This is a genomic window from Amycolatopsis granulosa, assembly GCF_011758745.1.
Taxonomy (GTDB): domain Bacteria; phylum Actinomycetota; class Actinomycetes; order Mycobacteriales; family Pseudonocardiaceae; genus Amycolatopsis_E; species Amycolatopsis_E granulosa.
Window position 1 is genome coordinate 5183146 of the sequence record NZ_JAANOV010000001.1, and the last position, 13136, is coordinate 5196281.

Below are 13136 nucleotides of genomic sequence, written 5' to 3' on the forward strand. Positions count from 1 at the left end.
TGGGGCCTGCCCCGCGGTGAGCGCGGCGGTCCGCACCAGTGTGCGCGGTCCGGCGGTGCCGGAGGCTCTTGATCATGTTGCTGGTCGAGCGCCCGGTGCGGCTGCACCGCCCCTGATGGTCGTCACCGTGGCGATGACGGTTCTCGCCGCGGTCGCCGTGGTGGGCCTGTTCACCGATCCCCGCGAACTCGTCGGCGCTCCGGTCTGGAGCAAGGCGGCGAAGTTCGCGGTCTCGATCGCCGTGTACACGGCCACGCTGGCCGGGATGCTGTCCCTGTTGCCGAAAGCCCGCCGCTGGGGCTGGTGGATGGGCACCGTGGTGGCCGCCTGCCTGGTGGTCGAGATGGCGCTGATCATCGGGCAGACGATCGTCCGCGGCAGACGGCTGCACTTCAATTTCGCCACCGCGTCCGACCGGTTCATCCACGACCAGATGGCGACGGCCATTTACCTGCTGTGGGCGGCGACCCTCGTGGTGGCGGTGCTGCCGTCGTGCCAGCGCCTGCCGGACCGGCCGCGGGCGACGGCGGTGCGTGCCGGGCTCTTCCTGGCGCTGACCGGGATGGCGCTGGGCATGCTGATGTTCGCCCCGACTCCGGAGCAGCGGGCCGTGCTGGACGCCGGTGGCAAGCCCGCCGTCGTGGGTTCGCACAGCGTCGGCGCGCCCGAGGACGGTCCGGGGCTGCCGCTGACCGGATGGAGCACGGCCGGCGGTGACCTGCGGATCGCGCATTTCGCGGGCCCGCACGCGCTGCAATTGGTGCCCTTGCCGGCCTTCGGTCTCGCAGCGCTGTCCCGGCGGGTGCCGGTGCTGCGCCCGCCGCTCGTGCGCTGGCGGCTGATCCGGATCGCGGCGCTCGAGTACCTCGGCCTGGTCGCCGTGCTGACCTGGCAGGCCCTGCGGGGTCAGCCGCTGCTGCGGCCGGACGGTGCGACGCTGCTGGCGGTGGGCGCGCTGGTCGTCACCGCGGTGGGCGCCGGCGCCCTGGCGCTGCGCCGGTCACCCGGCTGCCCGCAGCCACCCCAGTAGCGCGGCCCGGCCCAGGGACTCGCGGTCCGCGCCCAGTGCGCCCAGCGTCGTCTCGACCACCGCGGCGCGCGGCAGCGCCGCCGCCCATGCGTGGGCGACCCCGGCCGGGTGCACCGGATCGTCGGTGCAGGCCGCGATGCCGACCGGCACCTCGATCGAGGCCAGCTCGTCCAGCGTCGGCGCGGGGTGGGCCGCCGCGGCGCGCAGGCCGGCCGCCAGGCCGTCCCCGTGCCGCCGCCATGCCCGCGTCAGCTCGCCGGCGAGCCAGGGCGCGACCCCGGCCGTGGCGACCCGCAGCGCGCCCGCCACGCCGTGCCTGGTCACCAGATCGGCCGAGGCCCGCGCGGCGAGCGACGCCGGTGCGTCACCCGGGTCCCCGCACCAGGCCGGCATCGCGAGCAGCAGCCCGGCGCACCGGCCGGGGTTGCGCACCGCCCACTCGGCCGCCAGGTGCGCGCCCAGCGAAATCCCCCCGGCGAGCACCGGGCCCGCGGTGGACGCCGCGTCCAGCGCCGTGAGCAGCCCCACGGTGACGGCCGCGCCGCGCGGCGGTGCGAGAGCACGTGTGCGTATGCCGAACGCGCCCAGCGGACCTGCGAAAACGCTCCGCACGAACACCTCGTCCGAGCCGGTTCCCGGTAACAGGACGGCGGGGGGTTGCGGCATTGCGGACGTCACGTTGCGATCTTGCCGCAAAGCCGCTGTGCTGGCCCCCGCGAGGTTACGCTGGACGATGTACGGGCCGATCGAGTCGGGGGCCCTGGAACAGGAGCAGACGCCTATGTCCGCCAAAGACGGCGGCTATTTCAGCCGGCTGGTACGCAAGCTGACCAGCGATGTCGAAGAGCTCGACGCTGATGATCTGTCCGAGAGGTCCGAGGCGGGCGGGGCGCGGCGAGCCTGCGACTGCCGGTCGGGCGAAGAGGTGACCGTCCTGGGCCGGTTGCGCAGCGTGGAGCTGTGTCCCACGAAAGAGGCCGCGACACTGCGGGCCGAGTTGTTCGACGGCACGGAGGGCGTCACGCTAGTGTGGCTGGGACGGCGCCGTATTCCGGGCATCGAGCCGGGCCGGACCATCAAGGTCCGGGGCCGCCTGGCCGAGCGAGACGGCCAGAAGGTGCTGTACAACCCGTTCTACGAGCTGCAGACGACTTCCTGAATTGGTAACCGCGTGACTGAACCTGCCCGTCCAGGCAAGAAGACCGACGTGCGCCCCGCCGAGGCCGGCGCCGAGCCTGGGCGGGCGGGTGATCAGCCCGAGCCCACGATGCTGGAGCAGATGGGGGGCGTCGCCGGGCTCGTCTACTCGTCGGTGCCGGTCATCGTGTTCGTGCTCGCGAACTCGTTCCTCGGGCTCACCGCCGGGATCTGGAGCGCGGTCGGCAGCGCCGCGCTGATCACCGTCGTGCGCCTGGTGCGCCGCGAGTCGCTGCAGCCGGCGATCTCCGGGCTGTTCGGCGTCGCGATCGGGGCGTTCATCGCCTACCGGACCGGGTCGGCCAAGGGGTTCTTCCTGTTCGGGATCTGGGCGAGCCTGGTCTATTGCGGCGTGTTCGTGCTGTCGGTGGTGGTGCGCTGGCCGCTCTCCGGCGTCATCTGGAGCTTCCTCAACGGCACGGGCACCGCCTGGCGACGGGACAAGCCGTCCCGCTTCGGCTACGACATCGCCACGCTCGCGCTGGCGGCGGTGTTCGGTGCGCGGTTCGTCGTGCAGCGATGGCTCTACGACGCCGACTACACCGGCTGGCTGGCGTTCGCCAAGATCGCCATGGGCTGGCCGCTGTACGGCCTGGCGCTGCTGGTCGTCGTGTGGGCCGTCCGCCGCTCCGACAAACGCCTCAAGGCCCTCGAAGACGCCCGCGCCGCGGAGGAGGCGGACGCCGAGGCCCGCCTCCGGCTCAAGTACGACAGCCCGCCGCAGGAAGCCTAGGGGCGCTCCCCGCCGCCTGCCGGATGCCGCTCACCAGCCGGTCCAGGCACCGGCGGACGTTGTCCCGCATCCGAGGTCACCGCCGCGATCCGGAACTCCTCGTCCCGGTGCTAGTAGCCCAGGGCCTTGCGGATGTCGTTCTCTACCTCGGCGTTGGCCACGAACAGCAGCTCGTCGCCCGGCTCCAGCGGGTCCTCCGGCTGCGGCACGATCACGCGGTCACCCCGCAGGATCGTCACCAGCGCGGCATCCCGCGGCAACGCCAGGTCGCTCACCGGACGGCCGGCCAGCGGGGTCTGCTCCGGCAGGGTCAGCTCGACCAGGTTGGCCTGCCCCTGCCGGAACGTCAGCAGCCGCACCAGGTCGCCGACGCTGACCGCCTCCTCGACCATCGCCGCGAGGATCCGGGGGGTGGACACCGCGACGTCCACGCCCCACGCGTCGGTGTAGAGCCACTCGTTGGCGGGGTTGTTCACCCGCGCCACGACGCGGCGCACCGCGAACTCGGTCTTCGCCAGCAGCGACACGACCAGGTTCACCTTGTCGTCGCCGGTCGCGGCGATCACCACGTCGCAGCGCTCGATGCCGGATTCCTCCAGCGTGGAGACCTCGCACGCGTCGCCCAGCACCCAGTCGGCCTGCTCGACGCTCTCCGGCTCGAACTGCCCGGCCTGCCGCTCGATCAGCATGACCTGGTGGCCGCCGTCGATCAGCTCCTTGGCGATCGACCGGCCCACCGCGCCGGCCCCCGCGATCGCGACCCGCATCAGCCCTCCTCCTCCGGCGCGCGCGCCGCAATGCTCGTCACGTCGCCGACGGTGCCCGACCTCGCGGCCACGTACACCAGATCATCCGCCTGCAACACCGTCTTGGAATCGGGCAGTACGGGCGTGCCGAAGCGCATCACGAACGCCACCCGCGCTCCGGTCGCCTCCTGCAGCTCGCTGACGCTGCGGCCGACCCAGTCCTCGTGCAGCGGCAGCTGCAGCACCGCGACGTTGCCGCTGGGGTCCCGCCACGCCGACGCCACCCCGTCGGGCAGCAGCGTGCGCAGGAACCGGTCCGTCGTCCACGGCACGGTCGCCACGGTGGGGATGCCCAGCCGCTCGTAGACCGCCGCCCGTTTCGGGTCGTAGATGCGGGCCACGACGTGCTCGACGCCGAAGTTCTCCCTGGCCACCCGAGCCGAGATGATGTTCGAGTTGTCGCCGCTGGACACTGCGGCGAAGGCGCCGGCCCGCTCGATGCCCGCGTCGATCAGCACCTGCCGGTCGAAGCCCATGCCCAGCACCTGCCGGCCCTGGAAGTCGCTGCCGAGGCGCCGGAACGCCTCCTGCGTCTTGTCGATCACCGCGACCTCGTGACCGAGGCGCTCCAGGGCCGCGGCCAGGGACGCGCCCACCCGGCCGCACCCCATGATCACCACGTGCACGTCCTGCCTCCTGTGTGTCACCCGAACGGCGGCTACCCGGTAGATGCCGTCGCAGAACCTACCTTGTCCGGCCGCCTCACGGGCCCGCCCGTACCCTTCTGACGTGTCGAAGATTGCGACCGCCACCAAACGGCTGCTCGTTGGCCGTCCGTTCCGGAGCGACCGGCTGTCCCACACCCTGCTCCCGAAGCGGATCGCGCTGCCGATCTTCGCGTCGGATGCCCTCTCCAGCGTGGCGTACGCGCCCGAGGAGATCTTCCTGACGCTGAGCGTCGCGGGGTTGTCGGCCTACGCGTACTCGCCGTGGATCGGCATCGCCGTCGCGGTGGTCATGCTGGTCGTGGTGGCCTCCTACCGCCAGAACGTGCACGCCTACCCCAGCGGCGGCGGGGACTACGAGGTCGCCAGCACCAACCTCGGCGGCAGATTCGGCCTGACCGTGGCCAGCGCGCTGCTGGTCGACTACGTGCTGACCGTGGCCGTGTCCACCTCCTCGGGCGTGGCCAACATCGGCTCGGCCGTCCCGTTCGTCGAAGAGCACAAGGTGTTCAGCGCGATCCTGATCGTGGTGGTGCTGACCTCGATCAACCTGCGTGGGGTGCGGGAGTCCGGCAAGGCGTTCGCGATCCCGACCTACGGGTTCATCATCGGCATCCTCGGCATGGTGCTGTGGGGCCTGTTCGAGGCGGTCCGCGGCACCCCGATGCGGGCGGAGAGCGCGGGGTTCCAGCTGCACGCCGAGGCGTCCTTCGCCGGGTTCGCGTTCGTGTTCCTCATCCTGCGCTCGTTCTCCTCCGGCGCCGCGGCGCTGACCGGCGTCGAGGCGATCAGCAACGGCGTGCCCGCGTTCCGCAAGCCGAAGTCGAAGAACGCGGCCACCACGCTGCTGATGATGGGGGTGCTCGCGGTGACGATGCTGCTCGGCATCATCACGCTGGCGATCCTCACCGACGTCAAGTTCGCGGAGGACCCGGCGACGCAGCTGAGCGGCACGCCGGCGGGTTACCAGCAGAAGACGATCGTCACCCAGATCGCGAAGGCGGTGTTCCCGCACTTCTCGCCGGCCTTCTACTACATCTCGTTCAGCACCGGCATCATCCTGCTGCTGGCCGCGAACACCGCGTTCAACGGCTTCCCGGTGCTCGCCTCGATCCTCGCGCAGGACCGGTACCTGCCGCGCCAGCTGCACACCCGCGGCGACCGGCTGACCTTCTCCAACGGCATCCTGTTCCTCGCCGCGTTCGCGCTGGTCCTGATCATCGCGTTCGACGCCGAGGTGACCAAGCTGATCCAGCTCTACATCGTGGGCGTGTTCGTGTCGTTCACGGTGAGCCAGACCGGCATGCTGCGGCACTGGCACCGGCTGCTGTCCCGGGAGACCGATCCGGCCGCCCGGCGGCGCATGCGGCGGTCCCAGACGGTCAACGCGATCGGCCTGACCATGACCGGCGCCGTGCTGATCATCGTCCTGATCACCAAGTTCCTGCTCGGCGCGTGGATCGCGATCGCCGCCATGGTGGCGATCTACCTGTTGATGACCGCGATCCGCAAGCACTACGACCGGGTCTCGGAGGAACTGGCCACGCTCGACGGCAGCAACCCCACCGTGCTGCCCTCGCGCAACCACGCGATCGTGCTGGTCTCCAAGCTGCACCTGCCGACCCTGCGTGCCCTCGCCTACGCGAAGGCGATGCGGCCGGACGTGCTGGAGGCGGTGACGGTGAACGTGGACGACGCCGAGACGCGCCAGCTCACCGCCGACTGGGAGGCCAAGGGGTTCAAGGTCCCGCTGAAGGTCGTCGAGTCGCCCTACCGCGAGATCACCCGGCCGGTGCTGGACTACGTCAAGCGCGTGCGCGGTGACAACCCGCGGGACGTGGTCACCGTGCTGATCCCGGAGTACGTGGTCGGGCGCTGGTGGGAGCAGCTGCTGCACAACCAGAGCGCCCTGCGCCTGAAGGGGCGGCTGCTGTTCCAGCCGGGTGTGATGGTCACCAGCGTGCCGTGGCAGCTGCGCTCCTCGGCCAAGGCGCTGCGGCGCGCGGCACGGGCGCGGCCGGCGGCCGGGGACGTCCGCCGCGGCTACTTCGGGGACGGTGCCCGCGCCGGTGCCGGCAAGGACGGCGGACGGTGAGCGGTCCCGACTGGACCGGCCGGGTCCTGGAACTCGAGGTGGGACCCGTGGCCCATGGCGGGCACTGCGTGGCCCGCGCCGAGGGCAGGGTGGTGTTCGTCCGGCACGCGCTGCCCGGCGAGCTGGTGCGTGCCGCGGTGACCGAGGACAAGGGCGGCGCGTTCTGCCGGGCGGACGCCGTGGCGGTGCTGCGGGCCGCGCCGGAACGGGTCGAGCCGCCGTGCCCGCTGGCGGTGCCCGGGCAGTGCGGCGGCTGCGACTGGCAGCACGCGGCGCCCGCGTTCCAGCGTGAGCTCAAGGGTCGCGTGGTGGCCGAGCAGCTGCAGCGGCTCGCCGGGCTGGACCGGGCGGTCGAGGTCGAGGCGCTGCCCGGCGGCACGCTCGGCTGGCGATCCCGTGTCCGGCTGGTGGCCGGGCCAGACGGCCGGGCCGGGTTGCGCGCGCACCGCAGCCACCGGGTCATCGGTCTGGCGGAGTGCCCGATCGCGGTGCCGGGAGCGGTGGAACGGGCGGTGGAGCGGCGGTGGCGGCCGGGCACCGAGATCGAGGTGACCAGCGACGGCGACGGGCGGGTGCACACGCGCGAGCTGGCGACCGTGCGCGGCAAGCGGCGGGCGCGGCAGCTCACCGGCGGAGAGGCGGTGCAGCACGCCGCCGGCCGCGACTGGCGGTTGCAGGCACACGGGTTCTGGCAGGTGCACCCGGCCGCGGCGGACACGTTCGCGGCGGTGGTGCGGGAGTGGGCGGCCGCGTCGCCCGGGGCGCTGGCGTGGGACCTGTATGCCGGGGTCGGGCTGTTCGCGTCCGTGCTGGCCGGGCAGGTCGGCGCGACGGGGCACGTGGTGGCGGTGGAGTCCGGGCGGCGTGCGGTGAGCGACGGCGAGCGCAACCTCGCCGACCTGCCACAGGTGAGCTGGCGCGCGGGCCGCACCGAGCAGGTGCTCCGATCGCTGGCCGGGCAGCCGGAGGTCGTGGTGCTGGACCCGCCCCGGTCGGGTGCCGGGCGGGAGGTGGTCGAGGCGGTGGCCGCGGCGTCACCGTCGCGTGTCGTCTACGTGGCGTGCGACCCGGCGGCGCTGGCCCGGGACGTGGCCTTCTTCGAAGCCGCCGGGTACCGGCTGGAGCGGCTGCGCGCGTTCGACGCGTTCCCGATGACCCATCACGTGGAGTGCGTGGCGCTGCTGATTCGGTGAGCGCCCGGAATTGTCGTACCTCTCCGGCATGATGCCGGGCATGACTTCCTTGCCGAGTTTCGACCGTGCGGGCGCCGCGGTGTCCCGTGTCGTGTCCGCTGTTCAGCCGGATCAGTGGGAGCTGCCCACGGCCTGCACGTCGTGGAACGTGCGGGCGGTGTTCGAGCACCTGGTGCACGGCAACCTGCGCACCGCGGCGTGGGCGCGCGGGGAGCCGCCGCCCGAGTCCCCGCCGCCGTGGGACGACGCGCCGGAGGTGTTCGCCCGTTCGCTGTCCGTCCTGCGGGAGGCGCTGGCCGACCCGGGACTGTCCGGGCGGACGGTGCACGTGCCGTTCGGTGACGTGCCGGGAGCGATGCTGGTGCCTATCCGCGTCAACGAGCTGCTGGTGCACGGCTGGGACATCGCCGACGCCACCGGTCAGCCGACGGATCTGGAGCCCGATCTGGCGGACGAGGCGCTGTCGTCGTGGACCGCGCGGTTCGGCGACGCGCCGCGACCACCGGGCGGTCCGTTCGGGCCGCCGGTGCCGGCGCCCGCGGGAGCTTCCGCTGCCGACCGCCTGGCGGCCTTCCTCGGCCGGCGGTCGGTGCGGGCCGATGAGCCGGAGGCGCAGCGGTAGCGAAGCGGTCGTTGTGTCCATTGCGGAGGGTTCCGGCCGTCCGGTGGATCACCGGCCCGGGCCGGCTGTGCCGGTCCTCGCCGGGTCGTAGGGGAGAGTGCGTGGCAACGTCCACTGTGGAAACGTTCGCCGTCCTGCTGTGTGATGCGGCGAGGCGCCGGCTGGGTGAGGTCGCGGCCCGGGAGCTGGCCGGCCCGCGGTACGACGAGGAGGTGATCGACCGGGCGGCGGAGCTGGCGCTGCGCGAGGTGCTCGCCCGCTTGTGGCGGACCGGCTGGCAGCCGCGCGACGTGCACCAGGTCGCCCGGCGCCGTCTGGACCGGCGGGCGGTGTCCCTGGTCGTGGACGTCATCGCCGGATGCGCGGCGGCGGGGGTCGGGCGGGAGCAGTTCGCCGAGATCGGTGCCGTCGTGTGGTGGTCGGGTGATCGGCCGCTGCTCGGTCAGTGGACGGCGCGGCACGCGGTGGCGCGGGAGCCGGCGTTGCTCGCGGTGCTGTCGGTCCTGGCGGCGCTGTTGCCGTTGCCGCGGCTGCCGCACCTGCCGGTCGCCGCGGCGGCGCCGGGGGTCGACGAGCGGATGCCCGCCCGGATCCGAGCGTTGCTGGCGAAAGCCGAGTCGACGTCGTTCCCCGAGGAGGCCGAGGCGCTGTCGGCGAAGGCGCAGCAGCTGATGAGCCGGTACTCGTTCGAGCAGGCGCTGGTGGACCCACCGGCGCTGGCCGGTTCCGCACGAAGGTTCTGGCTGGAGCAGCCGTACCTGGGGCCGAAGTCGTCGCTGGTGACGGCGGTGGCGGCGGCCAACCGGTGCCGGGCCGCGTTCTACGCGGGGCTCGGGTTCGTCGCGCTGGTCGGGCACGAGGTGGACCTGGACCTCGTGGAGCTGCTCTCGACGTCCCTGCTGGTGCAGGCGAACGAGGCGATGCTCGCCGCCGGGAAGCGGTCGCGGACGCGGTCGTTCCGGCACGCGTTCCTGCTCGCCTACGCCGGCCGCGTCGGTGAACGGCTGACGGCGGCCGACCGCGCGGCAGGGGAGCAGTTCCCGGACGGGCGCCTGCTCCCGATCCTGACCCGGCGCCGGCACGAGGTGGACACGCTGTTCGCGGAGCTGTTCCCGCGCACCGTGCCCCGCCGGACGACCATCAGCAACGACGACGGCTGGTCAGCGGGGCGAGTGGCCGCGGACCGTGCCCGGCTGACCGTGGAGCGGACAGCCGTGGCGGGACGGTAGGAGATCCGCGCCAACGCGAGTTTGCAGCAGCAGCGGCGGGAGCAACGCCACCCCGCCACGCGAGGCGACGACCGATCGCCAGCCACAGCGCAGCGCAGACACAGTGCAGATGCAGCACGGACACCTCGCGCCGCAAGCCGGCCCGCCCACCACGCCGAGGGACCAGCACGCTCTCCGGAGCGGCCAACACGCCGCCCGGAGCCGCCAACACGCCGCCCGGAGCGGCCAACACGAGGCCCGCAGGGGCCAACACGACGCCCGCTGCGGTGAACATGGTGCCGGGTGGGGCCAACATGCTACGGGGAGGGCGAAAACGGTGCCCGGAGCGGCCAACACGGCGCCAGGGGGTGACACGGTGCCAGGGGGTGACACGGTGCCGGGGGGTGAACACGGTGCCGGGGGGTGAACACGGTGCCGGGACGGGTGAACACGGTGCCCGCTGCGGCAGACACGGTGCCCGGAGCGGCCAACACGGCGCCCGCTGCGGCGGACACGCCGGTGTTGGCGTGTTTGCCGCTCGCCGCACGGTGTCCCCGGTCGCCGGGCCGGTCGTGCGTCCCCTTCCACCGGCCGCGGCGCAGCCGGACGCCCGTCGAGAACCCACTATCCGGCGGGCTGCCGGTTCGCTGCCGGCCCCTTGACGAACCCGGCCGGGCTCGCCCCGGCCGGCCCGCGGCACGCGCCGGGTCTCTTGATCGGTTCAGCAGTCGCTTGGAGCGGGTAACGCCACGCCTGGCCGGGGCCGATCTCACCTGATGTCACCGCGCGCCCACCCGGCTGGGTCCGGCCGGTGAGACCCCGTTCACACGGTCGGCTGTGCCGGGACGGTGCCGCGACCGTGCCGGGAGGGTGTCCCGCCGCCGGATCGGTGACCGGCGGCGCGCGCGGCGGCAGGGGGACTACGGTTCTCCGTAGACTGACGGGACGCGCCCTGGCGGGCAGGGCGGGTATCGATGCGGGTGAGGTGGAAAGTGACGCTCCTGGAGTCCGTCCATGGGCCGGCCGACCTGAAGCGCATGGGACACGGCCAGCTCGAGCACCTTGCGGGGGAGATCCGCGACTTCCTGGTCGACAAGGTCCGCCGCTCCGGCGGTCACCTCGGCCCCAATCTCGGCGTGGTCGAGCTGACGCTGGCCCTGCACCGGGTCTTCGACTCGCCGAACGACGCGATCGTCTGGGACGTCGGTCACCAGTGCTACGTGCACAAGATCGTGACCGGCCGGCACGGCGAGTTCGGCCTGCTGCGCCAGCAGGGCGGCCCGTCGGGCTACCCGTCCCGGGAGGAGAGCGAGCACGACCTGGTGGAGAACAGCCACGCCTCCACCGCCCTGTCCTATGTAGACGGATTGTCGAAGGCGTTCGAGCTCGCCGGGGGCGGGCGGCACGCGGTGGCGGTCGTCGGGGACGGCGCGCTGACCGGCGGCATGTGCTGGGAGGCGCTCAACAACATCGCCGCCGAGCCGGGCCGTCCCGTGGTGATCGTGGTCAACGACAACGGCCGCTCCTACTCGCCGACGATCGGCGGCTTCGCCGAGCACCTCGCGTCGTTGCGGCTGCAGCCGGGCTACGAGCGCATGCTCGACGGCGGCCGCGAGCTGCTGCTCAACACACCGGTGGTGGGCAAGCCGATCTACGCGGCCCTGCACGCGGCCAAGGCCGGCATCAAGGACGCGCTGAGCCCGCAGGAGATGTTCTCCGACCTGAAGCTGAAGTACTTCGGGCCGGTCGACGGCCACGACATCGCGGCCCTGGAAAAGGCGTTCCAGGCGGCGAAGGCGTTCGGTGGCCCGGTGGTGGTGCACGCGGTCACCGAGAAGGGCCACGGTTACCCGCCCGCGGTGAACCACGAGGCCGACCAGATGCACCAGACCGACCCGATCGACCCGGAGACCGGCCTGCCCAAGCCCAAGGGCCTGAGCTGGACGTCGGTGTTCGGCGACGAGCTGGCGCGCATCGGCGAGGAGCGCGAGGACGTGGTGGCGATCACCGCCGCGATGCTGCGTTCGACCGGTCTGCACGAGTTCGCCGAGCGGCACCCGGACCGCTGGTTCGACGTCGGCATCGCCGAGCAGCACGCCGTCACCTCGGCCGCCGGTCTCGCCATGGGCGGGTACCACCCGGTCGTCGCGGTCTACTCGACGTTCCTCAACCGCGCCTTCGACCAGGTGCTGATGGACGTGGCGCTGCACCGCCAGCCGGTGACGCTGGTCCTCGACCGGGCCGGCATCACCGGGCCGGACGGGCCGAGCCACCACGGCATCTGGGACTTGTCGCTGCTCGGCATGGTGCCCGGGATGCGCGTCGCCGCGCCGCGGGACGCGCGGACGATGCGCGAGGAGCTGCGTGAGGCGGTGGCCGTGTCGGACGGTCCGACCGCGTTGCGGTTCTCCAAGGGCAGCATCACCGAGTCCGTACCGGCGGTCGACCGCGTCGGCGTGGTCGACGTGCTGCGTCGTCCGCGCGAGGGTGCGGGCGCCGACGTGCTGCTGGTCGCCGTGGGCGCGTTCGCGACGCTCGGGCTCGCCGCCGCGGAACGGCTGGCCGACCAGGGCATCGGCGTGACGGTCGTGGACCCGCGGTGGGTGCTGCCGGTGCCGTCGGAGCTGGTCGGCCTGGCGCGCGAGCACCGGCTGGTGGTGACGGTGGAGGACAGCGGCCGCCACGGCGGGTTCGGCAGCGCCTTCTCGGCCGTGCTGCGGGACGCCGAATGCGACGTGCCGCTGCGCGACCTGGCCGTGCCGCAGCGGTTCCTTGCGCACGGTTCGCGTGAGGAGGTGCTGGCGGGCGTCGGCCTGACGGCGCAGGACGTGGCGCGGCGCGTGACCGAGTGGGCGTCGAACCTGATCGGCGAGGCCCAGCCCGCGGACGCCCCGGCCGAGTAGCCGCGGCGACGGGCGGCCGCAGGGTCAGCGGCCGCCCGGTCAGCCGGACCGGACCACCCGGAAGCCGACGTCGTCGCTGCGGAACCCGGGGTGGCTGCGGCGCCGCACCGAGGCGCGGCAGCTCCAGTGCTCGTCGAACCAGCCACCGCCGCGCAGGACGCGGTATCCGCCGTACACCTGCGGGTCGTAGACGTCCCAGCACCAGTCCCAGGCGTTGCCGAGCATGTCGTGCAACCCCCACGCGTTCGGCCGTTTGCCGCCGACCTCGTGGATCCGCTCGCCGGAATTGCCGCGATACCAGGCTATTTCGCCGAGCTCGCCGTAGCGGGGGCCGGTGGTGCCGGCGCGGCAGGCGTGTTCCCACTCCGCCTCGGTGGGCAGGCGGTAGCCGTCCGCGTCCCGGTCCCACCGGACGTCCTCGTCGCCCGAATACACCGGCGACAGTCCTTCGTGGACGGACAGTGCGTTGCAGAACCGCACCGCGTCCGTCCACGACACGCTTTCCACCGGCAATCGCGCGCCCTCCGACGCGCTCGGCCGGTCCCCGGTCACCGCCGCGTACTGGGCCTGGGTGACCGGGTGGACCGCCATCCGGCAGGGCCCGACCTCGACGGTCCAGCTCCGCCGGGTCCGCCGGTCGGACACCGTCACGCTCCCCGCCGGCACGGCGATCATCTCCACAGC

At 72.9% G+C, this 13136-nt stretch carries 12 protein-coding genes; 8 read left to right on the forward strand and 4 right to left on the reverse strand.

Annotated features, from left to right (window positions below; genetic code table 11):
• Window positions 1-115 precede the first annotated feature (115 nt).
• A complete protein-coding gene (locus FHX45_RS25435) occupies window positions 116-1030 on the forward strand; it encodes a hypothetical protein (protein ID WP_167106970.1) in 915 nt (304 codons plus the stop codon).
• Here FHX45_RS25435 and FHX45_RS25440 read toward each other — a convergent pair.
• Window positions 1001-1696, reverse strand: a complete 696-nt coding sequence (locus FHX45_RS25440; protein ID WP_167106973.1) for an alpha/beta hydrolase — start codon at window positions 1694-1696, stop codon at window positions 1001-1003. The genes FHX45_RS25435 and FHX45_RS25440 overlap by 30 nt on opposite strands.
• Window positions 1697-1811: 115 nt before the next feature.
• Between FHX45_RS25440 and FHX45_RS25445 the strand changes: the two genes are divergently transcribed.
• Both FHX45_RS25445 and FHX45_RS25450 read left to right on the forward strand, forming a co-directional pair.
• Window positions 1812-2189, forward strand: a complete 378-nt coding sequence (locus FHX45_RS25445; protein WP_167109437.1) for an OB-fold nucleic acid binding domain-containing protein — start codon at window positions 1812-1814, stop codon at window positions 2187-2189.
• Between the two features lie 12 nt (window positions 2190-2201).
• The gene (locus FHX45_RS25450; RefSeq protein WP_424923826.1) at window positions 2202-2960 is read left to right on the forward strand and encodes a DUF3159 domain-containing protein; all 759 of its coding nucleotides are present in this window, start codon (window positions 2202-2204) and stop codon (window positions 2958-2960) included.
• A 110-nt stretch (window positions 2961-3070) separates the two neighbouring features.
• Here FHX45_RS25450 and FHX45_RS25455 read toward each other — a convergent pair whose 3' ends face one another.
• Entirely contained in the window at window positions 3071-3727 is a 657-nt protein-coding gene (locus tag FHX45_RS25455; protein ID WP_167106976.1) for a potassium channel family protein, read from the reverse strand.
• A complete protein-coding gene (locus FHX45_RS25460) occupies window positions 3727-4392 on the reverse strand; it encodes an NAD-binding protein (protein ID WP_167109441.1) in 666 nt (221 codons plus the stop codon). Before FHX45_RS25460 ends, FHX45_RS25455 begins: the two co-directional genes overlap by 1 nt.
• A 103-nt stretch (window positions 4393-4495) precedes the next feature.
• Here FHX45_RS25460 and FHX45_RS25465 point away from each other — a divergent pair, with 103 nt between their 5' ends.
• The 5 genes from FHX45_RS25465 to dxs all read left to right on the forward strand — a co-directional run bounded on the left by FHX45_RS25465 (window position 4496) and on the right by dxs (window position 12452).
• Window positions 4496-6526: an amino acid permease gene (locus tag FHX45_RS25465; RefSeq protein WP_167106979.1), complete on the forward strand. Its 2031-nt coding sequence runs from the start codon at window positions 4496-4498 to the stop codon at window positions 6524-6526.
• Window positions 6523-7719: a TRAM domain-containing protein gene (locus FHX45_RS25470; protein WP_167106982.1), complete on the forward strand. Its 1197-nt coding sequence runs from the start codon at window positions 6523-6525 to the stop codon at window positions 7717-7719. The genes FHX45_RS25465 and FHX45_RS25470 overlap by 4 nt, the downstream gene beginning before the upstream one ends.
• A 40-nt stretch (window positions 7720-7759) precedes the next feature.
• Complete coding sequence (locus FHX45_RS25475) at window positions 7760-8341, forward strand: TIGR03086 family metal-binding protein (RefSeq protein ID WP_167106986.1); 582 nt, start codon at window positions 7760-7762, stop codon at window positions 8339-8341.
• Window positions 8342-8442: 101 nt separating this feature from the next.
• Window positions 8443-9570 (forward strand): DUF2786 domain-containing protein, encoded by a 1128-nt coding sequence (locus tag FHX45_RS25480; RefSeq protein WP_167106989.1) that lies wholly within the window; start codon window positions 8443-8445, stop codon window positions 9568-9570.
• Between the two features lie 971 nt (window positions 9571-10541).
• On the forward strand, window positions 10542-12452 hold the full coding sequence (dxs, locus tag FHX45_RS25485; protein ID WP_167106991.1) for a 1-deoxy-D-xylulose-5-phosphate synthase: 1911 nt from the start codon (window positions 10542-10544) through the stop codon (window positions 12450-12452).
• Between the two features lie 39 nt (window positions 12453-12491).
• On the opposite strand, the gene FHX45_RS25490 is transcribed toward dxs, so the two are convergent.
• On the reverse strand, window positions 12492-13133 hold the full coding sequence (locus FHX45_RS25490) for a formylglycine-generating enzyme family protein (protein WP_341771611.1): 642 nt from the start codon (window positions 13131-13133) through the stop codon (window positions 12492-12494).
• Between the last annotated feature and the right edge of the window lie 3 nt (window positions 13134-13136).

Bases quoted from the DNA above. Each gene is read 5' to 3' on its own strand.
- FHX45_RS25455 (WP_167106976.1), bottom strand. From the start codon at position 3,727: ATGCGGGTCGCGATCGCGGGGGCCGGCGCGGTGGGCCGGTCGATCGCC.
- FHX45_RS25445 (WP_167109437.1), top strand. From the start codon at position 1,812: ATGTCCGCCAAAGACGGCGGCTATTTCAGCCGGCTGGTACGCAAGCTG.
- FHX45_RS25440 (WP_167106973.1), bottom strand. From the start codon at position 1,696: ATGCCGCAACCCCCCGCCGTCCTGTTACCGGGAACCGGCTCGGACGAG.
- FHX45_RS25475 (WP_167106986.1), top strand. From the start codon at position 7,760: ATGACTTCCTTGCCGAGTTTCGACCGTGCGGGCGCCGCGGTGTCCCGT.
- FHX45_RS25435 (WP_167106970.1), top strand. From the start codon at position 116: ATGGTCGTCACCGTGGCGATGACGGTTCTCGCCGCGGTCGCCGTGGTG.